General features: G+C 58.1%; 30 protein-coding genes and 1 other RNA gene. 15 read left to right on the top strand and 16 right to left on the bottom strand.

What is annotated here, in order from left to right:
* Positions 1 to 48: 48 nt before the first annotated feature.
* The 6 genes from AC2FIT_RS12360 to AC2FIT_RS12335 all read right to left on the bottom strand — a co-directional run bounded on the left by AC2FIT_RS12360 (position 49) and on the right by AC2FIT_RS12335 (position 6,493).
* A complete protein-coding gene (locus tag AC2FIT_RS12360) occupies positions 49 to 1,134 on the bottom strand; it encodes a TFIIB-type zinc finger domain-containing protein (protein ID WP_496829847.1) in 1,086 nt (361 codons plus the stop codon).
* Positions 1,135 to 1,169: 35 nt separating this feature from the next.
* Positions 1,170 to 2,318 carry an SPFH domain-containing protein gene (locus tag AC2FIT_RS12355; RefSeq protein ID WP_496829845.1) on the bottom strand — a complete coding sequence of 383 codons (1,149 nt, stop codon included), beginning with the start codon at positions 2,316 to 2,318 and terminating at the stop codon, positions 1,170 to 1,172.
* Between the two features lie 21 nt (positions 2,319 to 2,339).
* On the bottom strand, positions 2,340 to 3,335 hold the full coding sequence (locus tag AC2FIT_RS12350; protein ID WP_496829843.1) for a DUF2927 domain-containing protein: 996 nt from the start codon (positions 3,333 to 3,335) through the stop codon (positions 2,340 to 2,342).
* On the bottom strand, positions 3,310 to 4,500 hold the full coding sequence (locus AC2FIT_RS12345; protein ID WP_496829841.1) for a toxic anion resistance protein: 1,191 nt from the start codon (positions 4,498 to 4,500) through the stop codon (positions 3,310 to 3,312). The genes AC2FIT_RS12350 and AC2FIT_RS12345 overlap by 26 nt, the downstream gene beginning before the upstream one ends.
* Before the next feature lie 31 nt (positions 4,501 to 4,531).
* Positions 4,532 to 5,446, bottom strand: coding sequence for a 5-bromo-4-chloroindolyl phosphate hydrolysis family protein (locus AC2FIT_RS12340; protein WP_496829839.1), 915 nt, complete (start codon positions 5,444 to 5,446; stop codon positions 4,532 to 4,534).
* A gap of 174 nt (positions 5,447 to 5,620) precedes the next feature.
* Positions 5,621 to 6,493 carry a pseudouridine synthase gene (locus tag AC2FIT_RS12335; RefSeq protein WP_496829837.1) on the bottom strand — a complete coding sequence of 291 codons (873 nt, stop codon included), beginning with the start codon at positions 6,491 to 6,493 and terminating at the stop codon, positions 5,621 to 5,623.
* On the opposite strand from AC2FIT_RS12335, the gene AC2FIT_RS12330 reads away from it, so the two are divergent.
* The gene (locus AC2FIT_RS12330) at positions 6,492 to 6,953 is read left to right on the top strand and encodes a nucleoside deaminase (protein WP_496829835.1); all 462 of its coding nucleotides are present in this window, start codon (positions 6,492 to 6,494) and stop codon (positions 6,951 to 6,953) included. The genes AC2FIT_RS12335 and AC2FIT_RS12330 overlap by 2 nt on opposite strands.
* Here AC2FIT_RS12330 and AC2FIT_RS12325 read toward each other — a convergent pair.
* On the bottom strand, positions 6,943 to 7,635 hold the full coding sequence (locus AC2FIT_RS12325) for a metal-dependent hydrolase (protein ID WP_496829833.1): 693 nt from the start codon (positions 7,633 to 7,635) through the stop codon (positions 6,943 to 6,945). The genes AC2FIT_RS12330 and AC2FIT_RS12325 overlap by 11 nt on opposite strands.
* Before the next feature lie 60 nt (positions 7,636 to 7,695).
* Between AC2FIT_RS12325 and AC2FIT_RS12320 the strand changes: the two genes are divergently transcribed.
* Positions 7,696 to 8,352 (top strand): ceramidase domain-containing protein, encoded by a 657-nt coding sequence (locus tag AC2FIT_RS12320; protein ID WP_496829831.1) that lies wholly within the window; start codon positions 7,696 to 7,698, stop codon positions 8,350 to 8,352.
* Here the strand turns inward: AC2FIT_RS12320 and AC2FIT_RS12315 are convergent.
* Positions 8,343 to 8,906, bottom strand: coding sequence for a DUF4202 domain-containing protein (locus tag AC2FIT_RS12315; protein WP_496829829.1), 564 nt, complete (start codon positions 8,904 to 8,906; stop codon positions 8,343 to 8,345). The two genes, AC2FIT_RS12320 and AC2FIT_RS12315, sit on opposite strands and share 10 nt — an antisense overlap.
* 140 nt (positions 8,907 to 9,046) lie before the next feature.
* Complete coding sequence (locus tag AC2FIT_RS12310; RefSeq protein ID WP_496829827.1) at positions 9,047 to 9,205, bottom strand: hypothetical protein; 159 nt, start codon at positions 9,203 to 9,205, stop codon at positions 9,047 to 9,049.
* A 228-nt stretch (positions 9,206 to 9,433) separates the two neighbouring features.
* Here AC2FIT_RS12310 and gatC point away from each other — a divergent pair, with 228 nt between their 5' ends.
* The 5 genes from gatC (at position 9,434) to rnpB (ending at position 13,085) form a co-directional block, all read left to right on the top strand.
* Positions 9,434 to 9,721, top strand: a complete 288-nt coding sequence (gene gatC, locus AC2FIT_RS12305) for an Asp-tRNA(Asn)/Glu-tRNA(Gln) amidotransferase subunit GatC (RefSeq protein ID WP_068335936.1) — start codon at positions 9,434 to 9,436, stop codon at positions 9,719 to 9,721.
* 3 nt (positions 9,722 to 9,724) lie between these two features.
* Positions 9,725 to 11,212: an Asp-tRNA(Asn)/Glu-tRNA(Gln) amidotransferase subunit GatA gene (gatA, locus tag AC2FIT_RS12300; protein ID WP_496829825.1), complete on the top strand. Its 1,488-nt coding sequence runs from the start codon at positions 9,725 to 9,727 to the stop codon at positions 11,210 to 11,212.
* A 40-nt stretch (positions 11,213 to 11,252) separates the two neighbouring features.
* Positions 11,253 to 11,966: a hypothetical protein gene (locus AC2FIT_RS12295; protein ID WP_496829823.1), complete on the top strand. Its 714-nt coding sequence runs from the start codon at positions 11,253 to 11,255 to the stop codon at positions 11,964 to 11,966.
* Positions 11,917 to 12,675, top strand: a complete 759-nt coding sequence (locus tag AC2FIT_RS12290; RefSeq protein ID WP_496829821.1) for an N-acetylmuramoyl-L-alanine amidase — start codon at positions 11,917 to 11,919, stop codon at positions 12,673 to 12,675. Before AC2FIT_RS12295 ends, AC2FIT_RS12290 begins: the two co-directional genes overlap by 50 nt.
* Positions 12,676 to 12,687: 12 nt before the next feature.
* An RNA gene (gene rnpB, locus AC2FIT_RS12285) (RNase P RNA component class A) lies at positions 12,688 to 13,085 on the top strand.
* A gap of 9 nt (positions 13,086 to 13,094) precedes the next feature.
* On the opposite strand, the gene AC2FIT_RS12280 is transcribed toward rnpB, so the two are convergent.
* The 3 genes from AC2FIT_RS12280 to AC2FIT_RS12270 form a co-directional block, all read right to left on the bottom strand.
* Positions 13,095 to 13,427 carry a GYD domain-containing protein gene (locus tag AC2FIT_RS12280; RefSeq protein WP_475179313.1) on the bottom strand — a complete coding sequence of 111 codons (333 nt, stop codon included), beginning with the start codon at positions 13,425 to 13,427 and terminating at the stop codon, positions 13,095 to 13,097.
* A 69-nt stretch (positions 13,428 to 13,496) separates the two neighbouring features.
* Positions 13,497 to 14,333, bottom strand: coding sequence for a DUF2182 domain-containing protein (locus tag AC2FIT_RS12275; RefSeq protein WP_496829819.1), 837 nt, complete (start codon positions 14,331 to 14,333; stop codon positions 13,497 to 13,499).
* A gap of 12 nt (positions 14,334 to 14,345) precedes the next feature.
* Positions 14,346 to 14,981, bottom strand: coding sequence for a DUF1326 domain-containing protein (locus tag AC2FIT_RS12270; protein ID WP_496829817.1), 636 nt, complete (start codon positions 14,979 to 14,981; stop codon positions 14,346 to 14,348).
* 328 nt (positions 14,982 to 15,309) lie between these two features.
* On the opposite strand from AC2FIT_RS12270, the gene AC2FIT_RS12265 reads away from it, so the two are divergent.
* The 3 genes from AC2FIT_RS12265 (at position 15,310) to AC2FIT_RS12255 (ending at position 17,024) form a co-directional block, all read left to right on the top strand.
* A complete protein-coding gene (locus AC2FIT_RS12265) occupies positions 15,310 to 16,014 on the top strand; it encodes a DUF533 domain-containing protein (protein ID WP_496829815.1) in 705 nt (234 codons plus the stop codon).
* 127 nt (positions 16,015 to 16,141) lie between these two features.
* Positions 16,142 to 16,309, top strand: a complete 168-nt coding sequence (gene rpmG, locus AC2FIT_RS12260; RefSeq protein ID WP_037309480.1) for a 50S ribosomal protein L33 — start codon at positions 16,142 to 16,144, stop codon at positions 16,307 to 16,309.
* Between the two features lie 208 nt (positions 16,310 to 16,517).
* Positions 16,518 to 17,024 (top strand): hypothetical protein, encoded by a 507-nt coding sequence (locus tag AC2FIT_RS12255; RefSeq protein WP_496829813.1) that lies wholly within the window; start codon positions 16,518 to 16,520, stop codon positions 17,022 to 17,024.
* A gap of 156 nt (positions 17,025 to 17,180) precedes the next feature.
* Here AC2FIT_RS12255 and AC2FIT_RS12250 read toward each other — a convergent pair whose 3' ends face one another.
* Positions 17,181 to 17,960 carry a Bax inhibitor-1/YccA family protein gene (locus AC2FIT_RS12250; protein ID WP_068335910.1) on the bottom strand — a complete coding sequence of 260 codons (780 nt, stop codon included), beginning with the start codon at positions 17,958 to 17,960 and terminating at the stop codon, positions 17,181 to 17,183.
* A 185-nt stretch (positions 17,961 to 18,145) separates the two neighbouring features.
* Positions 18,146 to 18,355 (bottom strand): DUF1127 domain-containing protein, encoded by a 210-nt coding sequence (locus AC2FIT_RS12245; RefSeq protein ID WP_496829811.1) that lies wholly within the window; start codon positions 18,353 to 18,355, stop codon positions 18,146 to 18,148.
* 127 nt (positions 18,356 to 18,482) lie between these two features.
* On the opposite strand from AC2FIT_RS12245, the gene AC2FIT_RS12240 reads away from it, so the two are divergent.
* On the top strand, positions 18,483 to 19,364 hold the full coding sequence (locus tag AC2FIT_RS12240; RefSeq protein ID WP_496829809.1) for a LysR family transcriptional regulator: 882 nt from the start codon (positions 18,483 to 18,485) through the stop codon (positions 19,362 to 19,364).
* On the opposite strand, the gene AC2FIT_RS12235 is transcribed toward AC2FIT_RS12240, so the two are convergent.
* Positions 19,361 to 20,317: an NADPH:quinone oxidoreductase family protein gene (locus AC2FIT_RS12235; RefSeq protein ID WP_496829807.1), complete on the bottom strand. Its 957-nt coding sequence runs from the start codon at positions 20,315 to 20,317 to the stop codon at positions 19,361 to 19,363. The genes AC2FIT_RS12240 and AC2FIT_RS12235 overlap by 4 nt on opposite strands.
* Positions 20,318 to 20,655: 338 nt before the next feature.
* On the opposite strand from AC2FIT_RS12235, the gene AC2FIT_RS12230 reads away from it, so the two are divergent.
* From AC2FIT_RS12230 to AC2FIT_RS12215, 4 genes are all read left to right on the top strand, one after another.
* On the top strand, positions 20,656 to 21,027 hold the full coding sequence (locus AC2FIT_RS12230) for a helix-turn-helix domain-containing protein (protein WP_068335899.1): 372 nt from the start codon (positions 20,656 to 20,658) through the stop codon (positions 21,025 to 21,027).
* Positions 21,028 to 21,072: 45 nt separating this feature from the next.
* Positions 21,073 to 21,864 carry a histidinol-phosphatase gene (gene hisN / locus AC2FIT_RS12225; protein ID WP_496829804.1) on the top strand — a complete coding sequence of 264 codons (792 nt, stop codon included), beginning with the start codon at positions 21,073 to 21,075 and terminating at the stop codon, positions 21,862 to 21,864.
* Between the two features lie 114 nt (positions 21,865 to 21,978).
* A complete protein-coding gene (locus AC2FIT_RS12220; RefSeq protein ID WP_496829802.1) occupies positions 21,979 to 23,313 on the top strand; it encodes an 8-oxoguanine deaminase in 1,335 nt (444 codons plus the stop codon).
* 154 nt (positions 23,314 to 23,467) lie between these two features.
* Positions 23,468 to 23,956: a DUF995 domain-containing protein gene (locus AC2FIT_RS12215; protein ID WP_496829800.1), complete on the top strand. Its 489-nt coding sequence runs from the start codon at positions 23,468 to 23,470 to the stop codon at positions 23,954 to 23,956.
* Between the two features lie 26 nt (positions 23,957 to 23,982).
* Here AC2FIT_RS12215 and guaD read toward each other — a convergent pair whose 3' ends face one another.
* Positions 23,983 to 25,272, bottom strand: coding sequence for a guanine deaminase (guaD, locus tag AC2FIT_RS12210; RefSeq protein ID WP_496829798.1), 1,290 nt, complete (start codon positions 25,270 to 25,272; stop codon positions 23,983 to 23,985).
* Positions 25,273 to 25,290: the final 18 nt, after the last annotated feature.

Below are 25,290 nucleotides of genomic sequence, written 5' to 3'. Positions count from 1 at the left end.
TTCAAGCGTGAAGATCGCTTGTTTTAGATGCGACGGGTTGTGCCAGCCTTATTGGCCCGTTGCCACAAGATAGCCGATGCCAGCGGCAAGAAGCAGCCCCAGTACAACAGCGATAGTGATCTTGATCGCCGACCAGGGCCGTTCCCCCTGAACGCGGCCGGTGCGCCCGTTTACGACAAACCGATAAGTCTGACCGCGAAACTTGTAAGCGGCCATCCAGACGGGCAACAGGATGTGCTTGAAGGTCACGTTGCGCACATCCGTGTCAATCGCGTGTATGCGCTGACGGTCCCCACCTATGTCAAAGCGAACGTCCCGTTCGATCACCCGCGTCATGTATCCGCGCGCCTCTGTATAACCGTCCGGCAATTCAACCGTGTAGGCCTCGGCACGGAACCCGGCCAGGTATTCTGGTTGATAAGGCTCCAGCGCGGGTAAATCCCAGGGTTCCAGCGCATCGGTGTAGGTTTTTGGCAAAGACTGGGACGCAAGAACCAGAACATCGTCAAAGAACCGCTTTACCCGCCCGGATTTCGGAGACCACCGGACTTTGGGCACCTGTTGCTGTACGCGTTTTCCATCACGCATGACGGTGCGTGTTTCGTAGTAAACGGTGCCACGCTCACCGTGATAGCTGGACTGCGTGTCTGCATCAAACGTCCAATAGGGGACATAGATACCTTGCATCTTTCGGCCCTTACGGGCGTAGTCCTTCAACCCGTTGGGTGCAAACCAAAGACGCCCCAGCCAATCTCCCATCGCCTTGTGTGCCGCACGCTCATCCAAGGCAAACGGCAACACGCCCTTCGGTTTTATGTGCCGATTGACCCCGGTATCCGTAACGACTGGTGTTGCACAGAACGGGCATTCAGCCGCGTGGGTGGTAGGGTCGAACTCGACCTGCGCCGCGCAATTGGGGCAGGACAGAACACGGGTTTCCTCGATCTCACTGTCCGGTAACCGATCCGCAATAGCCGCATCGAAATCCAGCTCTTTCAGGCTGGCACCGCCCCAGGGACCGGCACCGATTGCCTCGGTATGCCCGCAGTGGTCGCAGGTCAAACTGCCGTCACCGGGGTTGAACCGGTAATCAGCGCCACATTGCTCGCAAGGGAATCTGTGCTCTTCGGTCATCGGGCAGCCCTGTTCTTGCGCTGACGTCTGAAAGATTAGGCTCCGGGCGGTGGCGGCGGCAGTATCGTGAACAACTGCGCCAGCTCCTGAACATCTCCGGCCTTTTTCCAGCCGTCCTGACCAGCAGTCCAGACATGGGTGTCGCGTGTGATTTCCCCATCCGTGGCCATCCGCCCCATCTTGGCCTTCGAGAAGGGGCCACTGGTCTGACCATCCACCGCGATGTGCCAGACATGCTCAACTGGCGGAGGAGGCGGCGGTGCCGCATGCGCTGCCGGTTGCGGGGCAGCGGGGGCGGAACCGCCCCAGGGGCCGCTTGGTTGACCCGCTGCCATGTTTGACATCTGGTTGGCCATCGCCATCCCCATACCCATGCCAAGACCGGCGCCCATGCCACCGCTCTGGCCCGGGTTGTTGGCTGCGGCTGTCATTGCCTCAGCGGCGGAATACTGGGTGAACTTGCCCAAGTCGCCCGCCAACCCCATCGATGTCCGCTTGTCCAGCGCCGCCTCAACCGCAGGCGGCAGTGAGATATTTTCGATGTAGAACTCAGGCATTTCAAGGCCGTAGCCGTCCAGAACCGGCGAAACCTGGGCCGCGATCAGCTTGCCCAGATCGGCTGTGTTGGCGGCCATGTCCAGAACTGGGATACCCGACCCAGCGATCACGCGGCTGAATTCCTGCACGATGATATTGCGGATCTGAAAACTGATCTCATCCATCGTGAATTCACCATCGGTGCCCACGATCTCGACCATGAACCGGGCTGGATCCTTGACCCGGATCGTGTAGGTGCCAAAGGCCCGAATACGCGTTGGGCCGAATTCGGGATCGCGCAACATGATCGGGTTCTTGGTGCCCCATTTCAGATCATTGAACCGGGTCGTGTTGACGAAATAGATCTCGGACTTGAACGGAGACCGAAAGCCATGATCCCAATGCTGCAATGTTGTCATGATCGGCATGTTGTTGGTTTCAAGCATGTAAAGGCCCGGCGTGAATACATCCGCCAGTTGCCCCTCATGCACGAACACCGCAGCCTGACCTTCGCGCACGGTCAGTTTGGCACCGTATTTGATTTCATGGCCTTCCCGCTGAAACCGCCAGACCATGGTGTCACGGGTGTCATCGACCCAGTGAATGACGTCGATAAATTCTCCACTCAGAAAATCGAAAATACCCATCTGGATCTCCTTTGCTCGGGCTCAGAGCTGTTGGCCCATCAATTCTCGCGCAATGATACGAACCACGGGGCGGGCGGCCTCAACCGTCACGCCCGGCTGAAGACGCGGGTCATAGAGCATTGTCAGCAGTTTCTCGTCATGGCTGGTCAGCAGCGCAAACTCGTCATCATCGTTGAAAATCGAAGGGCGCGCGGCAGGGCTGTCATTCGATAGCCCCAAACCTTGCGCGATCTCTTCGTGAATGCAGCTTTGTCGCAGCAGGTCGGGCAACTCGGTCCGGATCAGCGTCACCGCCCGAACATAGCGGTGCGGTGCGGTGCTGGTGGCCGAGGCAAAAACAAAACAGTCAATGTTCGCGCGCGGATTGGCGACAAGGTCCAGCAAGGCTTGGCTGATATTCGGGATCAGCTGTTTGAGGCGCGTTACCACGAACGCGCTGTCATCTTTGCCCGCGAAAAACACGTGGAAATTCGCCTTGCGGTTCACAACCGAAATCGGATGATCCGTCAGCCTTGCCAACCTTGCGGCATAGGCTTCGATCTGTGCGGCATCCTGTTCGCGCGCGGCGGGTGCAACGGACGGGGCGAACTCGGCCTGAATGCGGACCGGACCGGTCCAGCGGCTAAGTTGCCCGTCTGTTTGCCGGGATGACACGGTCACCGCGTGGTCGGGGTATTCGCTGTAGAAGGCAATAACCTCAAAGTTGCGCGCCAGATCGTCGGCATCATAAGGCGCGTCCGGGCCACCACCATCTATGCGCAAAAGGCCGCGAGTCAGCAGATCACGCTCGACCCGTTGATAAAACCGGGCCAGATCCTGACTGGCCGCAGAGGGGGGGACATAGGCAATCGGTTCAGGTGCAAGAGCAACCGGGCGTGGTTGCGGAGCCACGGAAGACGTCAGTGTCTCATCGCAATTGGCCAGGGCCAACAGCAACGCCAAGCCCAGAAATGGCTTGTGATATCCCGATACCCGCACCCGTCGCCCGCCGTTAGCTTGGAATTGCCGTGCCGGCATTTTCGCCGATCCCGTCTTGTCGTGCTTTTGCAGCTGCAAGAGTGTCGCGCAGTTCGGCCTCCATCTTCTGCAATTCCTGCTCGGCTGCGGCGCGCTTGGCCTTGCCTTCATCCGCAATGGCGAGGCTTTCATTGATGGTACCGATAAGATCGGCATTGGCTTTCTTGACGGCTTCGATGTCGAACACACCGCGTTCCATTTCCTCGCGGATCATCTTGTTGGATTGGCGCAGATTGGCCGCGTTCGAAGTCAGCAGTTCATTGGTCAGATCATTGGCGTCACGCACCGCCGAGGCGGCCTCGGCACTGCGCTGGATCGTGACAGCTTGCGCCAATTGGGTTTCCCAAAGCGGCACCGTATTAACCAGGGTGGAGTTGATCTTGGTCACCAGAGATTTGTCATTTTCCTGCACAAGGCGGATCGAGGGCAGTGACTGCATCGTTACCTGACGCGTCAACTTCAGGTCATGCACACGGCGTTCCAGATCGTCGCGTGCGGCGCGCATATCGCGTAACTCTTGCGCTTTCATTACCTGTTCGTCTTCGGGCGCGGCCTGAACCTCGGCCTCTTTTTCCGGGATGTCATGGCTGTCCAGCTCGGTCAGCCTCTCTTCGCCTGCCGCGATGTAGAGTGCCAGTTCGTCATAGAACCCAAGCGTTTTTTCATACAACAGGTCCAGAGACTTGATATCCTTCAGCAGCGTGTGTTCATGGCTGAGCAGGTTGTCAGTGATCCTGTCGATCTGGCCCTGAACCTCTTCGTATTGAGCGGTAAACTTGGCGAAAGGGGCGGCTCTGCCTAGCAACTTCTCCCACCAGCTACGTTCGCGGCGCACGTCCAATTCGCTGACCGAAAACCCCCGGATGGTGGTCACGATGCTGCGTAGGCTGTCCCCGGCGGGACCAACATCCTTGTTGCGGACATCCGCCAACATCGCCTGGCTGATTTCCTGCAACTCCGCCTGAGCGGACGATCCGAAAGAAACGATCGAATTGGTGTTGCCCATGTCGATCTCATCCATGCGCTTGCGAATTTCGGCGCTGACGGGTTCGTCAGCCCCTTCAAGCGAGATAAGCTCTGCCTTGGGTTCCGGCAGAGCGACGGCCGTCACCTCCTGCACCAGCGTTTCAGCTTCGACAGCCTTATTCTTGATCTCATCGGACATGGGGAAAATCCTCTCTCAAAAAACGGTACGGCTAATCCAGCCGAACACCTTCGCGCTGCAGCCGTTCGCGCAACACGTCAATTTCAACCGTCAGATCACTGCGGTCATCCAATAGCATTTTTCGGGTGCGGGCCGCGAAATTTTGTTCGAGATCGTCCAGAAGGGACGTGTAATCAGCCAAGGCCTGGGGATCACGGGTCCGGGCATAGACGTCGGCAAACTTCACCGTCGCGTCCCGCGCGCCTTGCAGGTAGACGGTCAGGTATTTGCGCGCTCCGGCCAGATCTCGCGGGTCTTCTTCGACCGTGCGGAAAAGATCGCGGGCGGTGTTCTGAAACCGTTCGACCCGCGCCTCAACCCGCCGGTCGCCCGCCCGTTTGACCGCGTCGGTCATCGCGGTAAGGTGCGTTTCAGCGTCTTTAAGCACGCGGACAACGCGGTCCTGCTGAAACGTATCAATCCCTTCCATACCCTTGTCTTTCATCGGGTCCAGGCCGAAAGACACGGAATGCAATGCCGTTGCGACCACTCCGAACAGGATCGGAGCCAGCAGACTGGCTTGTGCGGCCGTCTCGGCATCCAGATACTCGGTCCGGTACGCGGCAAGCGCGGCCCCGAGCCCGGTAAAAACGCTTGCGAAAATCTTGCGGGGAAACGCCGGGCGACGCGCGGTGCGGCGCGCGTTGTATTCTGCTTCGGCGCGCAATCCTTCGCGCAACAGAAACGCCGCCGCTGTAAGCAGACCCGCTGCGATCAGACCAATGGTCATCCCGATTGCGCCGTCGTTCAGCGACAGAAAGACCAAGGGAATGGCTGGAACAAACAGAATGTTTGCACGGGCGCCTGCGGGTTCAACCCGCGCACCGTGAAACTGCCCACGCTGCGACTGATCACCATCGGACCCGCCGCCTTCGGGACTGAATTTTCCGCCATACTGTTTTGCCATGTGCTACAGGCCCCCCAGCACGCCGGTGCAGACACCAAACAGCAGCACCAAAAGGGCCGCGTAGGCCAGTTTTTGCACTCCGGTTCCTGACATGGCGCCCCCCTGAACAGTAGCTTGCAGAAAATTTAAGGGAAGCGCGGGCTTGGCGCTAGGGGGAAGGTTGCGAAACCGGCGTCACTTGCGTGATTTCTTGCCAACCGGTGCCCGTTTTCTTTGCGGTCGGGGCGGGCGTTTGGGTTTCTCACCGGGTTCCGCGTCCAGCCCCAACTGATCCCGCATCACGCGGCGGCGAATTTCCTCGACCTCGCCGGGTTTCAGGCTGCCCAGTTGGAACGGGCCATAGGACACGCGCAGCAAGCGGTTCACGGCAAAGCCGATATCTTCGATCGCGCGGCGAATTTCACGATTCTTGCCCTCGCGCAGACCGATGGTCAGCCATGCGTTTGCTCCTTGCTGTCGGTCGAGCGAGACCTCCATGGGCAGAAACCGCTCGCCCTCGATCACCAACCCCTTTCGCAAAGGCGCGAAATCCTCGTCCTTGGGGCGTCCGTTTACCCGCACGCGGTATTTGCGCAGCCAGCCTGTCGAGGGCAATTCGAGCTTTCGCTTGATGCCGCCGTCATTTGTCAGCAACAACAACCCTTCCGAGTTCAGGTCCAACCGCCCAACGCTCATGACGCGCGGCATATCCTCGGGAAGGTTGTCAAAGATGGTTGCGCGGCCTTTCTCGTCGCGCGTTGTCGTAACCAGCCCGGGCGGCTTGTGATACAGCCACAGGCGCGAGGGTTCGGGCTCGGATACCGGTTTGCCGTCGACGGTGATCTTTTCTTTACCGGTGACATTCAGGGCAGGGCTGGTGATGGTCTTGCCATTCACACTCACACGACCAGTTTCGATCATGCGTTCGGCTTCACGGCGCGAGGCAATGCCCGCGCGGGCAAGGACTTTGGCGATCCGGTCGCCGGGAGGAGGGGTTTTGCTCATCCGCAGCCCATAGCGCATCCCGCCCGCTTGCGAAAGGCAGGTTTCTGATGCAGTGAGGGTCATGGTGTTCAAATCGCATATGGACAAGGCGCTGGACGAGGCGCGCGCTGCCGCAGATCGCGGCGAGGTTCCGGTAGGAGCCGTGATTGTCGCGCCTGATGGCAGCGTTGTGGCGGCAGCCGGGAACCGGACGCGTGAGATGAACGATCCCACAGCCCATGCCGAGATTCTTGCGTTGCGCGCGGCCTGCGCCGACGCCGGGTCCGAGCGGCTGCCCGGTCATGATCTTTATGTCACGCTGGAACCCTGCGCGATGTGTGCAGCGGCTTTGGCCGCAGCGCGAATCGGGCGCATATATTACGGCGCAGCCGATCCGAAATCAGGCGGGGTGGCGCATGGCGCGCGGGTGTTTACGCATAAACAAGCGCACCATGTTCCCGAAGTTTACGACGGCATCGCGGGACAAGAGGCCGCCGAACTTTTGAAAACCTTCTTCGCTGAGCGGCGTGACCCTAGAGAGTGATAGGTTTCATCACTTCTGGCTCAATCACATCCACCCCTGGCAGACCATCAATCAATGCCTGTGCAGACTGCTCCAGAATCGGGAAGGTCTTGTAGTGGCAGGGGATCACCGTCTTGAAGTCAAAGTACCGCTTGGCTGCATAGGCCGTGCCCTTCATGTCCATGGTGAAATGCCCGCCCGCCGACAGGATGCCGATGTCGGGTTTGTAATAATCACCCATCCAATCCATATCGGCCATGATATCGGTGTCACCCGACACATACAGCGTGTGCCCTTCCGAGGTTATCATGAAGCCGACCTCGCTGCCTCCGGTCCGCAGACCGTCCGGCGTTGAAAAGGTCGAGCTGTGAGAGGCAGGCACCATCGACACCATCACACCGTTCAGGTTCACCGTACCACCCTTGTTGAAACCGATGGTTTCCAGTTCCTCGGCCTCGCTCCAATAGCCCATAAGATCGTATTGGCCGACAACCGGCACCTTCAGGTGCTTAGCCAGCGGGAGAACGTCGACCACATGGTCGAAATGAGTGTGGGTCAGCAGGATATGGGTTGCGCCATTTACGGCGGTGTCGTGGTGATCTTCTGACAGCACCGGATTTCCTGTCAACCAAGGGTCGATCAGCAAAACCTGCCCCCCGGTTTCAATGCGGAAACTGCCATGCCCCAGCCAGATTATTTTCATGAAATCGTCCTCCCAAAACAAACTGTTGGCATCAACTTAGCATCAGCTATGTAAAAGTTCATGGATTGGTTTCAGGAAATTGACGGGTATTGTGAACGGTTATCGCCTGATTATTGGGCTGAACCGATCAACGCCGTAACAAACGCAGCTTTTCTGATCGCGGCTTTTGTCATGTGGCGACGGGTGCGGGGGCAGGGAATGCCGCTGGCGATGGTGTTGGTCGTGATACTGGCTGCCATTGGAGGCGGCAGCTATTTGTTCCACACGCATGCTCAGGTCTGGGCCGCGATGGCGGATGTCGTGCCGATTCTGTTGTACATTCTGGTCTACATATTCGCGATAAATCGCGACGTTTGGCATATGAATCCGCTAACAGCCGGGTTCGTGACCAGCCTGTTTTTTACCTATGCCGCGGCTACTGTACCGTTGTTTCAATACGTTCCGGGGCTTGGCGGATCAGCGGCTTATGCGCCGGTGCCGTTGCTGATCCTGATCTACGCGTTCCTGCTGCGGAATCGCGTACCAGATACCGCCCGAGGGTTGGCCATTGGGGCTGCGATTCTGATCGCCTCGATCACTTTTCGCGCTTTGGACGAACCGATTTGCCCACAGGTGCCACTGGGGACACATTTCATGTGGCACATCCTGAACGCCACGATGCTGGGTTGGATGATCGAGGTTTATCGCAGGCACATAACCCGCGCGCCTCAGTCCTGAAACGCCGCGGCAAGCTGGTCTGGAAGATCGAACTCAGCCAAAACCCGCGCCCGACCATCTGCCGACATCTTGCGCGCGGTTTTCTCAACAATTCGTTGGATTTTTTCGGTCGAGTGCTTTTCCGCGAAAGGGGCGAAATACCACTTGAGGAAAACGAAACAGATGACGTCTTCCAGCGCCTGAACATCATCATCGCGTTTGATGCCCTGCTTTCGCAGCATACGTGCGGCGGATTCGACCTCTTCCGTGCCGTAGCCGGCCTGAGTCATCATCTCAGCAACGACTTCGGCATGGTGGACACCCTGCGCCTTGCGCCAGGCCAGGTATCCCGCTCGACCGTCGGGGTATTCGCTGCGCGCCAGTTTCCAGCGTTCCACGTGCTGGCCGCGCGCGGCGATCTGCAAGATTTCTGCGGCGCCGGGGAAAAGCCTGTCCAGTTCCGCGCTCATTCGCTGACCATAAAGCAGTTCGGCGGGCTGACCGTCTTCAAGATTAGGGTCTTGCTTATTGGCCGCATCTATTGCGTCGAAAACCGCTTGTTTGCGTGCGCTCATGTTCCGCTCCGTTGGATTGCCGGACTTGATGCAGTCCGGCTTAGTTTTTGACATCGTAGCGGCGTGTTCTGTCGGATGCAGCAGTCAATTGCATCCTGACCGGGCCAATGGGGAAATCTGGCCCGGCCGTGTTTGTCACCTTATTTGCCGGTTTTGGCGGAGTTTTGAGTGACCGTTTGTGCGTCGGACGTCGGGAAAGAAAGGTTAGGGATCAAGTTATGCGTGCTGACGCCAAAGGCCATGGCCGGTGTGCCAAGGATGGTTGCGGTCAAGAGGGCTGCGGTCAGGAAGGATTTCATTGTCTTTCTCCGGGTTTTGGCTGTGCCATGGGTATGAAGTGAACAGTACAGTTTAGTTTTTCAAGTGATAAACTGAACTGTTCGGTTTATTTTTGCGTTTAAAGGTCATTCAATTTTGAATGGTTGACCGCCGGTTCCCAGCCCAAGGGGGCTATATCCACCACTGCACGCTCTTGCGACTGGGCCACCAGACGGGTAAACGCCCCCTAACGCATATGAGGTTTTCCGATGTCGATTGACCAAAGCACTGCCGCCAAGGTGGCCAAACTGGCCCGGATCAAGGTCGAGGATGACGCGCTGCCTGCGCTGGCATCCGAATTCAACACCATCCTTGGGTTCATCGAGCAACTGAACGAAGTGGATGTCGAAGGCGTCGAGCCGATGGTTTCGGTCGAGCCGATGCGTTTGAAACGTCGGCAGGATGTGGTGACCGATGGCAACCAGCAGGACAAGGTTCTGGCCAACGCCCCCGATGCGCGCGAGGGGTTTTTCGCAGTCCCCAAAGTGGTGGAGTAAGACATGAGCGATCTGAACAAACTGGGCCTGGCCGAGGCCCGCGATGCGCTGCGCAAGGGTGACGTGACCTCGGTCGAGTTGACAGAATCCTGTCTCACGGCGATTGACGCTGCCGATGCGCTGAATGCCTTCGTTCACAAGACGCCCGAGATCGCCTTGGAACGTGCCAAGGCTGCGGATGATCGGATTAAGGGCGGCGACGCGCCGTCAATGTGTGGTCTGCCGATCGGCATCAAGGATCTGTTCTGCACCAAGGGCGTGCCGTCGCAAGCAGCCTCGAAGATTCTGGAAGGCTTCAAACCCGAATACGAATCCACCGTGTCGCAGCAACTGGCCGATGCCGGTGCCGTCATGCTGGGCAAACTGAACATGGACGAATTCGCCATGGGCTCGTCCAACGAGACATCCGTCTATGGCAACGCGGTCAGCCCGTGGCGCCGTGGCAATGACGACGCGCAACTGACACCGGGCGGCTCGTCCGGTGGTTCGGCTTCGGCTGTCGCTGCTGACCTCTGTCTGGCTGCAACCGGCACCGACACCGGCGGCTCAATCCGTCAGCCTGCTGCCTTCACCGGCATCACTGGCATCAAGCCGACATACGGGCGCTGCTCGCGCTGGGGTATCGTAGCCTTTGCGTCCTCGCTGGATCAGGCTGGCCCGATGACCAAGAACGTGCGCGATGCGGCCATCATGCTTGAGGCAATGTGCGGTCACGATCCCAAAGACTCTACCAGTGCAGAACTGGCTGTCCCGAATTTCGAGGCGATGCTGACCGGCGATATCAACGGCAAGAAAATCGGCATCCCGAAAGAGTACCGCATGGACGGCATGCCCGCCGAGATCGAAAAGCTTTGGGCCGATGGCGCGGAGATGCTGAAAGATGCGGGCGCCGAGATCGTCGATATCTCATTGCCGCATACCAAATACGCGCTGCCTGCCTATTACGTGATTGCCCCGGCTGAGGCGTCCTCGAACCTCGCCCGCTACGACGGTGTCCGCTATGGCCGCCGCGCGCAGTTGGCACAGGGGGACGGCATAACCGAGATGTACGAAAAGACCCGCGCCGAGGGTTTTGGCCACGAAGTGCAGCGCCGCGTGATGATCGGAACCTACGTTCTGTCGGCAGGCTTCTACGATGCCTATTACAACCGGGCGCGCAAGGTGCGGACGCTGATCAAAAAGGACTTTGAGGATGTCTTCGCAGCGGGTGTTGATGCGATCCTGACCCCGGCGACGCCATCAGCCTCGTTTGGCTTGGGAGAAATGACCGAGGCGGACCCTGTTCAAATGTACCTCAACGACGTATTCACCGTAACGGTGAACCTTGCCGGTTTGCCGGGTGTTTCGGTTCCTGCGGGTCTCGACAAGCAGGGTTTGCCCCTTGGCTTGCAGCTGATCGGGCGTCCGTGGGAAGAGGGCGACCTGCTGAACACGGCTTATGCGCTGGAGAATGCCGCCGGATTTGTGGCCAAGCCGGTAAAATGGTGGTAATCCTGACATCAGGCAAGACAACACAAGACGGAGCAGCTGGATGCGCTTTTCGCTTCTGATCCCCGCAATCGGATTGTTGGCCGCCTGTGATACGGTGGCCCCCGTGAGTGGCACGGACTTCAACACGCCCGCCTACCAAGCCCAGCGTGAGGCACAATTGGCGGGGCAGGGGTTCACTGGAAACCCTCTGCTTGGTCCGGTTGACGTGTCTGAACAGCCGCTTGGAGCACCCGGTGCAGATGGAACGCTGCCAAGCGGTGACAATGCCGATATAGCGTCGGCAACGGCAGCGGCCTTGGCCAGCACGTCCGGGCAAGCCACGATAACACCCGTTGCGTCGCCTGTCGAAGATCCCATCAACACGGGAATATCCGACGAACAAGATTTCGAAGCAGTCTCGGGCCGTCGCACAATTGAGTCGGACGCGGCCCGGATTGAGCAGAATCGCCAGACCTATGAGGTCGTCACACCTACTGCCGTTCCGCAGCGCGGAGCGGAGGGTCAGCCCAATATCGTGCAATACGCGCTGGATACGTCGAACCCGGTGGGAACCCAGTTGTACAGCCGTGCAGGGTTCAACCTGCAAGCCAAGGCGCAGCGCAACTGCGCACGGTACCCGTCGCCCGATCAGGCTCAGATTGAGTTCCTGGCAAACGGAGGTCCACAGCGCGATCGCAAGGGTCTTGATCCGGATGGGGATGGATATGCGTGTAGCTGGGATCCAAGCCCGTTCCGCAGTGCCGTCAGCAACTGAACCGCTGAAACCGATCTGGCACCCTTCGCCCAATTTCGGCCCGCGTCGGGATGGTTTGGTGCCGTCAATGGTCGTGATCCACTATACCGCGATGAACAGCGCTCAGGCCGCGCTGGATCGACTTTGTGATCGAACCCACGAGGTGTCCGCGCATTACCTTGTCGGTGCGGACGGGACGCTTTGGCAGATGGTCAACGAGGAAGAACGTGCGTGGCACGCGGGTGCGGGCAGTTGGCGCGGGCGAACTGATATCAATTCGCGTTCCATTGGGATTGAGCTTGATAACGCGGGACAGATCCCGTTTTCAGAGCCGCAAATGGCTGCTCTGGAAAATTTGTTATCGGATATTCAAGACCGCCTTGGGATCCGGCCATGGAATGTAATCGGGCATTCGGATATGGCTCCGCAGCGAAAGCTTGATCCAGGGCCCAAGTTTGATTGGGACCGCCTGGCGCATCGCCGGCTGGCTATCGGACCAACTGTCCTTAAGGGTATTTGCCTTGATGAAATGCCGCCAAATGAAGAACACTTCGCGTCTGTTGGGATGAGAGTAGGCTATCCAGAGGCCACCACCGAGAATTTACTGAAAGCGTTCAGAAGCCGGTTTGCCCCATCGCGGCGCGGTCCGCTGTCCAAAAAGGACATGGGCGACATCGAAAGACTGGCCGCGTTAGTGGAACGCCTTGACGGTATCCGAGCGGAAGTATAGAGGCGCTTTTGCGCGGAGGGCCGGATGGCCGCTGGGGCGTCAGCCCGAGAGGAAAGTCCGGACTCCACAAGACAACGGTGCCGGGTAACGCCCGGGCGGGGCAACCCGACGGAAAGCGCCACAGAAATCAAACCGCCTTGGGTTTCGGCCCGGGGTAAGGGTGAAACGGTGGGGTAAGAGCCCACCGCGCCGCTGGCAACAGCGGCGGCACGGCAAGCCCCACCGGGAGCAATGCCAAATAGGGTCCCCGCGCGGGCCGGTCGGCGCAAGCCGATACCGCCGCTAAGCGCGTCTTGGCCGAGAGGGACCGGGTTGGCAGCTTGAGCCGCGCAGCAATGCACGGCCTAGAGGAATGGTCATCGAAGGGGGCAACCCCGGAACAAGATCCGGCTTACAGGCCCTCCGCGCGTATTTCCTGATCAGCGACCCGGTGGCGTGTAAGCGCCGGTCAGTTTGGCTGCCTTTTTCGCAATGGCTGCAAAATCTTTCGCTTTCCAAGCCTGAACAGTCTCGAGCCTCGACACTGCGCCTGATGCGGCAACTGCCATGCCCACGGCGACGGCGTCTGTGCCATCGGGGGCTTCGCTTATGACGACAACATCATTGTCGCCGGTAGTCATGTAAAACGCCAGCATCTTGCCTCCCATCTTTTTCAGCAACGCGCGAACGGGCGCTGTGCGGTCTTTGGGTTTTTTCAGCATGCCCTTGACCCCCTCGGGCGAATACGACGCGTAGGTAATGAAGATAGGCATGTCGACCTCCTGTTTCAGTTTGAAGTGGGACCCTTTCTTGGGCCGGGTCCCTTGGCCTGTCCGCGTATGTCAACCAACAGTGGTTGCCGACTCTGCAATCAACCAGAGGCCCGCTAGGATCAGCACCACCCCGGTCAGTGGAACCAGCCACCGCGCGCGCGTCAGCAGCTTTTCAAGCGCGACATAGATAGCGATTCCAACAATCCAGTAGAGGTTCATCACGCCGCCCACGAACAGGAGAAGCATCAGCGCCCAACAACACCCCAGGCAATACGCGCCATGCAAGGCACCTGTGCGAAACGCGCCATAGGGTCCGGGGCGGTTGTGTTCGGCCAGAAACCGTGCAGGGCTGCGGCAATGGCGTAGGCAAGCAGATTTCAGACTGGACAGCTGGTACAGCCCAGCAGCGATCAGCACACATCCCGCAAAGACCTCCGACCGGATCGTCATCATCGGCCCATCTGACAATCCGATCAGTTCCAGCCCCCACTGACCTGCTGTTGCCATGGCACTGAACACAGCCCAGACCACCAGATAGCCTGCCAGAAAATACAGGCTGAGCCTTGTGGCGCGCGCCGCATCTGGTCCGACGCGTTTGAGAGCTGTGAACAACAGCACGGTTGGTGCCGCGCTGGGTGTCATCATTGCAATCATCATGACCCACCACATCAGGAAGATCAGGATGGTGTAGGTCAGTGTCCAATGAACCTCGGACGCCATCCGCATCGGGTTGCCGACGGGTCCGGCCATTCTGGTCATGTCGATGGCGGTCATGTTCATGCCGATGCCCGCAATCGTGTACCAGCAAGCCCCTAGGATTATTACCGCAACGCAAACCAGAACAATGCCGCTGTCACGTCGCAGCATTCGGTCCACTACACCGGTGCGGGGTGGGGTCGTTGCCATGTCAGTCCCGGATCAAGCGCCAAGGACGCCGTGACCTGATATGTTGAGATGCGCCAAATGCGCATGCGTCGCATCAAACGTCAGGCTGATTGCTCCGCCCTTCGTTTTGGCACTGCCCGAGGCTGCCTCGGCATGGCGATATTCAAATCCGTTGGGAAGGTGGATTGAGGCACGGTGCGGCATGCCAGAAACGATATGCGGGATCGGACTGACTTCGACTTCGAATACGTCTGAGACCTTGGCGTATCCGGTGCGCTCGTCCCGATTCCAGTCAAGTTCGATCGGAACATACAGCGTTTCATGCTTGGTCGGTGCCATGGCGCTGAAGACGTACCACATGGTTGCCATCTCGTCGGTGTCTTCACCTTTCATGATAGCCTCGATCGCCGCGCGTTGGTCGGTGCTGGCGCCTTCGTCCACGATCAACTGCATCTGGCCATTGCCTTCATGGATTGGTCCCGGCCAGTGGTAGACTCCGGCAGCCCTCACCCCGGCAAGATCGGTGTCGCCATAGTGACCGGTTTTGATATCGAACACGACAACCGCTTCGCAATTGCCGTGGGATGGAAGAACACTGAATTGACACGGGCAACCGAAGTTGCAGTTGCAATTGGCCAGTTCTTCGCCCTGAATTTCCCATTCGGTCATGATAGCCCCCAAAACATGCATTAACACTCTGCTGACAGAGGTGTTTGCCTGTCTGTGATGCCTCCGGACCGAACCCCAAAAAGGTTTTTCTGGCCAAAAACTCACACGAGCCTATCATGATTTCGCGGTCCGTTCAAATTTCAGGGCCAATATGTGCGGGAAAGTGCTTGTTTGCAGGCTGATTTTCGAAATCCCCACCGCGTAGCCATGTTTCGGATAGTCTGATCTGGATGTCTAAAGCCCGATATCGTGGGCGAAGGTTTGAAATCTAGGTTCAGTTTCGTCCGCTGGGATGAAGCAAGATACTTTAAAAGTTGGGAGGATTGTCATGAGTTTTATGAAAGCACTTGCCTCGGTCGCCGTTGGATTTGCCGCCGCCAAGGGGTTGGAGAAATACAAGAAAATGGGCGGCATGGCTGGTTTGCAAGACATGATGCAGGGGTCGGGCGGGGGCTTTGGCATGGATCAGCTTGGCAAAATGGCCGAGCAATTCGGAATGCCCGGTGGGGCCGCTGGTCTGCAGGGCATGATGGGAAAACTGGGAATGACCAATACTGCCGGCGCTGCCGGGTTGGGTGGGCTCATGAACGCCATGCAAAGCGCAGCCAAAACCGGCAGCCAGCAAACGGTCGACATGATGGAAACCGTGTTCAAGGGCTCTCCGGGCGGTGCTGTCATGGAAGAGCAGGCCAAGCTGATGCTGCGCGCGATGATTCAGGCTGCCAAGGCAGATGGTGAATTGGACGCGCATGAAAAGGAAACAATCCTGGCAGAGCTGGGTGACGACATCAGCGCCGAAGAGCGCGCCTTTGTGCAAGAGCAACTGAACGCCCCGATTGATGTGATGGGCCTTGCCGCTGATTCCGGAGCACCCATGAAGACTCAGATTTATGCCACCTCGTTGGCGGCGATTCGTCTGGACAACGAGGCCGAGGCATCCTACCTGAAGCAACTGGCTGGGGCCTTGGGCCTGTCAAAGGCTGAACGCGATCAGATTCATGCCTATATGGGGGCGCCAACCCTGCCTGCGTAACATCAGTCCACCTTACCCTGCGCAGAGGGTGCAATACCCCTTGACACGAGCGGTGCAGCGCGTAAAAGCGCACGCTCATAGGAATTCAACCGAAAGGCCCCTGCCTTTTCGGACGCAGGAGATAACCATGGCGAAGCCGACGACAATCAAGATCCGTCTGAACTCGACCGCGGGCACGGGCCACTTCTACGTGACCAAGAAAAACGCGCGCACCATGACCGAGAAAATGACCATTCGTAAATACGACCCGGTTGTTCGGAAGCATGTCGAGTACAAGGAAGGCAAGATTAAGTAATCTGCCGCCCATCTTGGACAGTTCCAAAGGGTCCTGCCTCGGCTGGACCCTTTTTCTTTGTTTGCGACGCAGCACTGGTCTGGTCGGTTTGCGAATTACTCCGTTGCAACGAAGCATCAGCGGGTAAACCAATCGGGGTCGCCGCGGGTTGCTTTTTGGAATGGCTTGACCCTACGGTTCAACAATCCGATCCAAAATGTTGGCCGTCATGAAAAAAATCTTGTTATCCACAGTGACCATCCTGGCCCTTGCGGCTTGTGAAGACCCGTATAACCGTGAAGGTATCGGTTTCACCGGGATCGATGGTGAACCCCGCACTTTGGCAGATGTGCCCGGGGCGGTTGCCTTCCTTCCCCCTGCAACAAACGTGCCCGCAGAACTGGCGGCTTTGCCCACGATTGCAGTGGCGACGGATCAGGTTGAGGCCGAGAAGGTTGCCAGGGTTGCAATCGACAATGGTGGGCGCAGCGACACGGACTCGGTTGTCCTGACTGGCCAAGACACCAACCTTTTCCTAAGCACGGTCACCGTGAACGGTGCCCTTTATGGCGTTTTGCGCACCGAGAGCAACAGCACGCGCGTCGATAACAGGATCGGTTCGGGCTTTGGCCGCAATGCGGAGCAATTCACCGGTTGCCTGCCAGCGGGGGAAGTCTTCCGCAAAGGCTCGTCCAGCAGCAGCTCGGGTTTTGCCGTATTGTTGGACTGTAGCTAAGGTCGTTTTCTTCTTGTGACATTGGCCTCGTCCAAGCGGACGGGGCCTTATTTTTCAAGCACTGGATGCTTTGTCGCGTACAAATCAACGTACTTGTTTCACAAAAAAAGGCGGGTCGTTGTCGACCCGCCCGCTATCCATAATGAGCAGTAAGCGCTATTCTTGCTGCCCCATGAACATCAGCAGGAACTGGAACATGTTCAGGAACGAGATGTACAGGCTCAGCGCGCCATCAATGGCAGCTTTGTCCAGCCATTCCTGATCACCGTGGGTTGCGTGTGCAACGTAGGTGTTCTTTATGTCCTGTGTATAGAACGCGGTCAGACCGGCGAAGATCAGCAGACCAATGGCCGAGATCGCCAGCATCATCGGGCCCGATTGCAGGAACAGGTTGATGACCATAGCAACCAGCAAGCCGATGACACCCATGATCAAGAATGTACCCATACCGCTCAGGTCACGCTTGGTGGTGTAGCCAAACAGGCTGAGACCCGCGAAGGCGATGGCCGTCACCAAGAAGGTCTGCGTGATCGAGTAGGGGGTAAAGATCATGAAGATCGAGCTCATCGACACGCCCATTACAGCGGCGAATATGAAAAAGCCCAGTTGGACCGCCGCCGCAGAGCCGCGCCGCATCAGAGCGCCCCAGCCAAACAGCAGGAAACCAAGCGGTGCGAACATCACGACCCATTTCAGCGGCGACAGGAACAGAGCGCCGCCCAAGCTGGTCAGGTAACGGTCTGCACCGATTTGCGCCACGGCATTGGTTGGGTCAGAGGTTACGGCGAGTCCGGCAATAGCCCATGCCGCAAGCGCGGTGATCAACATGCCCACGGACATCGTGCCGTAGACTTTATTCATATGGGCGCGTAGGCCCTCGTCAATCTGGGCAGCGCGCGCACCGGCCGCCGTCCGGATTGTGTCAAATTGTGCCATATAAGGGTCTCCCTTCAAATCATTCTTTTCGTGGTTTGAAAATCAAACCCCGTTCCCCGCAAATATCGGCAACTGCGGGCAATGTTTCAAGGCTTTAGCGGCGGAATCCGCCCAAAATCAGGCAACAAAAAATGGCGACCTTTGGGTGGAGGCCGCCATTTGATGAAAAAAGATGAATTTCAGAGTCATTTTTGCCAGTATTCCGGTGCATCCCATACTGGGCGAGCGGCCTCGGCCCTCGCTTGTTCGCGCGTGATTCCAATGTCTTCCAGTGCTCTGTCGTCCAGCTTTGCAAGGGTGCGACGCTGACGGCGCAGCGCAAGCGCATCCCACAACAGAGACGGGCCAAAACCACGATGCGGCGGACGCGGTCTGTGAATTGCAATATGGGTCATAGTCTTTGTCCTTTCATCTGCATTCGATGAGTTCCTTGTCTCTCATCAAATTCCTTGATTTATATGGCGCGACATGACACATTTTAAAAATGAATGTTTATGAAGTGATCCATAAGGATTCGTGAAGATGCGAAATTTGGACATTACCACCTTGCGGTCTTTTGTGGCGGTTGCGGATCAGGGCGGCGTGACGCGCGCGGCTGGATTCCTGCACCTGACCCAATCCGCCGTTTCGATGCAGTTGAAACGGTTGGAGGAGCTTTTGGGGCTTGAGTTGCTGGACCGCAGCGGCCGAACCATCGCGCTGACCGCGTCCGGAGAACAACTCTTGGCTTATGCCCGTCGCATGATTGCCCTGAATGATGAGGTGATCGCGAAACTGACCGACCAGGCGTATGAAGGGGAAGTCGTTCTAGGTGTGCCGCACGATATTGTTTATCCCGCGATCCCTCGTGTCTTGCAACGCTTCAACGTGGATTTCCCTCGGGTGCGGGTGCAGCTGGTGTCTTCCTACTCGCTTCAATTGAAAGAAATGTACAAACGCGGCGAATGCGATCTGATCCTGACGACCGAGGCCAACAGCAGTGAGGCGGCGGAAACCGTTGCCCAGCTACCGTTGCGCTGGATTGGGGCACCGGGTGGGTCGGCGTGGCGTAAGCGGCCGATTCCAATTGCAATGGGTCGCCGTTGCATGTTCCGGCCGCAGGTTATCGCGGCGCTGGATGAGGCTGGCATCCCGTGGGAGCTGGCGGTGGAAACCGAAAATGACCGGACCATCGAGGCCACCGTGGCCGCTGACCTTGCCGTTCACGCCGTGTTGGACGGAACCGAAGCTGCGCATCTGGTCCAGATTGACGATGGCGGCGCGTTGCCCAAGCTGCCCGCGCATGTGATCAACCTGTACGGAGGGGACTCTGGCCGGGGTCCTTTGCTTGAGGCGCTGGCGACCTTAGTCCGCCAGAACTTCCGCATGCTGGGCAGTTCACCGCTGAAGGCCGTCGTAGGTTAGGGCGTAATCACAACCTTGCCGGTTACCTTGCGATCCCGCAGCAATTGCAGACCTTTCTCGGTCTCCGACAGGGGCAGTAGATGGCTAATATGGGGCTTGATCCGTCCGTCGGCGCACCAGTGAAACAGCGTTTCAAAACTGTCCCGCACGATCTGAGGGCGGAACGTCAAATAGCCGCCGATGTAAAAGCCGATGACAGTCAGGTTTTTGACCAACAGGTGATTGGCGGGGATTTGCGGCACGTCTCCACCCACAAAGCCGATTGGCAGCAAGCGACCTTCGGGGTTGGTGGCGCGGAAGGCCGCCTTGAAAACGTCGCCGCCGATGGCGTCATAGACCACATCTGCTCCGCCCAACTCCTTGACGCGCGTGCGTAGATCCTCAGATGCGTCAATCAAGTGATCGGCACCAGCGGCTTTAGCGACGGCCAGTTTGTCCGCGCCTCGGGCCTGCGCTATCACGGTCGCGCCCATCAGCTTGCCGATCTCGACAGCCGTTAGCCCGACACCACCCGCCGCACCTGTGACCAGCAAGGTTTCCCCGGCTTGCAGGTGGGCGCGGTGATCCAGAGCAAGGTGACTGGTGCCATAAGCGATCTGGATGGCAGCAGCCTCTTCAAAGCTCACGGCATCAGGCAATGGAATCGCGCGTTCGGCGTCAAAAACGCCATACTCCGCCAGACCGCCCTGGCCGGCATATACCGCAATCCGATCTCCGGCTTTCAGATGCGCAACGCCGGGTCCGATGGCATCGACCACGCCAGCCACCTCCATCCCCTGCGTAAACGGAGCGGTGGGAGTATCCTGATACGTCCCTTTCTGCATCAGCAGATCAGCGAAGTTCAAACCACAGGCTTTGATTGCAACCCGCACCTGACCGTCCTGCGGGTGGGGCAGGTCGATTTCGCAAAGCCTGGGTGCCTCGCCTTTGTTAGTAATTCGATACGCCAGCATACGCGTGCTCCTGTCACGGTTCGCAATGGTTCGTGCGGTTTGGGGAATGTCAATCACTTCCTCTTGGGGCTTGAAAAGTCGGTCCGGCCAGTCGTGGAAGCTGCCCTGACGGAAACCACGTGCAACATGTCAATCTGACACAACCGCAGTCCTTTGTTCGCCAAAACAGATTCAACCTTCTTGAAAAAAAACCTAAAAAGCGCAATATTGTGTGAAGTTCTAATTTGGGGGGCATCGTCCTGATTAGGGATTGGTAGAGTGCGGCTTGCTAGTGTTGCGGTAGTAGATGCATGTCGCACGCCCGAATTGGTTGTGTGTTTAGTTAGAGGAGAATACCAATGACCCATCACGTCGATGTCCATGTGGGCAAGCGCGTCCGGCATCGCCGCTGGCTGATTGGCATGACCCAACAGCAGTTGGCGCAACAGGTTGGTATCAAGTTTCAACAAATTCAAAAATATGAGACAGGGGCCAACCGGATCAGCGCGTCACGCCTGTGGGACATTGCCGAAGCCTTGGATGTGCCCGTCAGCTTTTTCTTCGAGGGCCTTGAAGAGCCTGAGAAAGACGCGTCCGGAAAGAAATCGGTTCCCGCGGATCTGATGGGCGACAAAGAGGCGTTGGATCTGGTGCGCTCTTACTATGCGATTCCCGAAAACCAGCGCCGCCGCCTATTCGAACTGGCAAGGGTCCTCAGCGACGTTGCATAAGCGAACGGGGTTGACTCTGCTGCGCGCGGACCTCACGGGTAGCGCATGCAAGAGACCACTCTGACCGATCTGGAAGTTGCTGAAGAAATGGCCGACGCTGCGCGGGCGGCCATTCTGCCGTTTTTCAGACAATCGAACATCGAAACAGTCAACAAGCTGTCAAAAGGCTTTGATCCGGTCACGGTCGCTGATCGCAATGCCGAGAAAGCCATGCGCGATGTCTTGGCCTTGCACCGCCCCGATGACGGTATCTTTGGGGAAGAGTTTGGCCAGGTCGAGGGCAGCTCTGGCCGGACTTGGGTACTGGACCCGATCGACGGCACGCGTGGATTTATCAGCGGCACGCCCACGTGGGGCGTTCTTATTGCGCTTAGCACCCGTGATGGCCCTGTGATGGGGGTCATTGATCAGCCCTACATCGGTGAGCGTTTTGTGGGATCTGCGGATATCGCAAAAGCAATCGGCCCGGCAGGGTCGATGTCATTGAAAACCCGTCCGACGCTGAACTTGAACGAGGCCATTCTTTTTACCACCTTCCCCGAAGTTGGCACGCCTGACGAACGCTCAGGCTTCGAAGCCGTGGCACAGAAGGTACGCCTGACACGTTACGGCATGGATTGTTACGCCTATGCTCTGTTGGCAGCAGGTCAGGTGGACCTTGTGATCGAAGCTGGCCTGAACGCCTATGACATTCATGCGCCGATTGCTGTGATCCATGCTGCAGGCGGTATCGTCACTGATTGGCAAGGCGGTCCGGCCCATGAAGGCGGGCGCGTGCTTGCCGCAGCGAACGCAAGCCTCCACGCGGCTGCGCTGGCACTATTGCGCGACGCTTGAAACTGGTTGCCGGGTTTAGGCCAGTCAGATATGCTTTGACCGGCTGGTTCTTACGTCCGTTTTCCGCCAGCCCTTGCCATCTTGCACGAAACGGGCTGTTGCAAGGGGCCCGAAATGACCGAAATCCTGATTAAAAATGCAGACACCATCCTGACGATGGACGATACGCGCCGCGAGTTGTCCAATGCGGACATTCTGATACGCAATGGGCAGATCGACAAGGTGGGCCGAGGTCTGCAAACGACGGGCGAGGTGCATGACGCCGCGGGCTGCGTGGTGACGCCGGGTCTGGTGAACACCCATCATCACCTGTATCAAACCCTGACGCGCGCTGTTCCCGGTGGGCAGGATGCGTTGTTGTTTGGCTGGCTGAAAACACTTTACCCCATCTGGTCGCGTTTCGGGCCTGAGGAAATGTTCGTTTCGGCCCAAATTGGCCTAGCCGAGCTGGCGTTGTCCGGTTGCACGCTCAGTTCCGATCATCTGTACCTGTATCCCAATGGTGCCAGGTTGGATGATACGATAGCCGCCGCAGCCGAGATCGGCCTGCGGTTTCATCCGACACGCGGTGCGATGAGCATAGGTGAGAGCGATGGCGGCCTGCCCCCGGATGCTTTGGTTGAGGCTGAAGAAGCAATCCTGAATGACATGATCCGCGTGGTTGATGCGTTTCATGACCCGTCAGACGGCGCAATGTGCCGGGTTGGTCTGGCACCGTGTTCCCCGTTCTCGGTCAGTCGCGAGCTGATGCACGATGCGGCCGTTCTGGCGCGGGACAAGGGTGTCATGCTGCACACCCATCTTGCCGAGAATGACGAGGATATCGCCTATTCGCAGGCGCAGTTCGGATGTCGGCCGGGACAATATGCCGAAGAGTTGGGATGGACCGGTTCAGATGTATGGCATGCCCATTGCGTCAAGCTGGATGGGGCCGAAATCGACTTGTTCGCCAGAACGCAGACCGGCGTCGCCCATTGCCCGTGTTCGAATTGCCGTCTGGGGTCGGGTATCGCACCGGTAAGAACCATGCGCGACCGGGGTGTGCCGGTTGGGCTGGGTGCGGATGGTTCGGCAAGCAATGACAACGGCAGTCTCATCCTCGAAGCACGACAAGCGATGCTGCTTCAGCGTGTTGTGAATGGTGCCGACGCGATGTCGTCGCGGGAAGCACTGGAAATTGCGACGCGCGGCGGGGCTGACGTTCTAAACCGCCCTGAATGCGGGCGTTTGGAGTCGGGAAAACGCGCCGACATTGCAATCTGGGACACACGTTGCGTTGAAAGCGCGGGCAGTTGGGACCCGGTAGCGCTACTGCTTGCCGGGCCAATGAAGGTGAAGCACCTGTTTGTCGAAGGTCGCCAGATCGTGCGTGACGGACAGATCGCAACGATAGACCTGCCAAAAACGGTTGAACGCCAAAACACTCTGGCCCGCGCGCTCCAACACTAGGGGCGATTTGTCGTCCCGGCCAAGTGGCTGGCCCATGTCCTGCCTGCAAAGCAAGATGCCACGCGACCTGCGAGCTCTGGCCATAATTGCAGTGGTTTTTGGGAAACGGCGCGCTTTATGGTATCTTTCTGCTCTGTAGTGATGGTGTGGCTTGATGTTTTTACGAGTTCTTTTAGTGAATGCCGCTGTTGTGACTGTTTTCACCCACGGAATAGCGTGGGCCGATCCGAAACCAAGGGGCGCGAAAGCGGCAGACCCCAATAGGGTTATCGAACTGTATCTTGGAAAAACACAAATCTGGAAAGTCTGCGGGGGCGGTTTGTACTACGGAACCGACGGCCAAGCGAGCGCATGGTGCAGAAAACACAAACACATCGTGGCCCTTGGGACATGGCGAGTTGATCGCAACGCGCGCGTTTGCCGTGAAATCACATGGCACTGGCCTGAAGGTGAGTCCATACGTTCAAAGTCAGACGGTGTTGTTTGTATCGAACACGTGGTCGCGCCGGACGGGTCGATCTGGCGCAGTTGGCCAGATGAAACCGAGTGGTGGTCGATGTCTGGCGACAGAGGCCTTCTGAAGGGCGACAGGTTCAAATCACAGAAGAAACGAAGGGCCCGAAAAATGGGGCTAAAACTATAGCCCAGCGGCTTGGACGGCCCCTCTCTTTACAGCGTGACGCGTTCTCCGCCGATCCAAACGGCAGCGATAGCGCGGTCATCACCCATCATGATGGTGGGAAAGATCGCCTCCCACAGGTCCTCCGCACAGGCTTCGCGCTGGGCGATGGCGGGGGTTGAGGCAAGGTCGAGGGCGATCAGATCAGCCTCCATCCCCGGTACGACGTTGCCAATGCAATTATCCAACCGCAGGGACCTTGCTGATCCGACAGTTCCCAGCCACAACAATTGCGCAGCGTGCAGCGGTGCCCCGCGCAATTGTCCGATCTCATAAGCTGCTGCCATTGTGCGCAGCATCGAAAAGCTCGACCCGCCACCGGTATCCGTTGCCAGCCCGACTCGGTGCCCGTCGCGCATCAGCCCGTCCATGTCGAACAGGCCCGAGCCGATGAAGGTGTTCGAGGTCGGGCAGTGGATCAGCGCGGCGTCAACCTCGCGCAGGCGGTGACGCTCACGCGCCTCAAGGTGGATGACGTGGCCGTAAACGCCATTTGGACCCAAAAGGCCAAATTTCTCGTAAGTGTCGAGGTAATCCCGTGCCTCAGGAAACAGCTCGCGAACCCATGAGATTTCATCGGTTTGTTCGCTCAGATGGGTTTGCATCAGGCAATGAGGATGCTCGGCCCAAAGCGCACCCATCGCCTCAAGCTGTTCTGGCGTCGAGGTGGGCGAAAAGCGTGGCGTTATGGCGTAAGACAGGCGGTCGATGCCGTGCCATTTCTCAAGCAAGGCTGCGGATTGGTCATAAGCCGTTTGCGCTGTGTCCCGCAGGCCATCGGGCGCGTTGCGGTCCATGCAGGTTTTGCCCGCGACGACACGCTGATTGCGGAGCTGTGAAGCCGTAAAAAAAGCGTCGACGCTTTCGGGGTGGATGGTGCAGAAGCTGCACATTGTTGTGGTGCCATGCGCCGCTGTCAGGTCCAGGTAGCGGGTGGCGATTTCAGAGGCATAGTCGGGATCGCCAAACTTCATCTCTTCGGGGAAGGTATAGGTATTCAGCCAGTCGATCAGGCGCTTGCCCCAGCTGGCGATCATGGCGGTTTGCGGGTAATGTACATGCGCATCCACGAAACCGGCCATGATCACGTGCGAGCCCTGGTCCACAACGGTTGCGTCTGGATAGACAGCGCGTAGACTGTCGATATCAGCAACTGCGGATATGCGGCCGTCCTTGATCAGAACCGCCTCGTGGATTTTTACGGCTTCGGTTGGTTCGCCTTCGAAAGGGGACCCCGTAAAGCTTAGAACGCGCCCTTTCAGCAGCGTTTTTTGCGCCATTTTTCGTCATCTCCGCCT

It is taken from the genome of Ruegeria sp. YTSA135 (genome assembly GCF_059610165.1).
The sequence above is the reverse complement of the archived record's forward strand: the minus strand, read 5'-3'. Positions and strand labels throughout refer to the sequence as shown.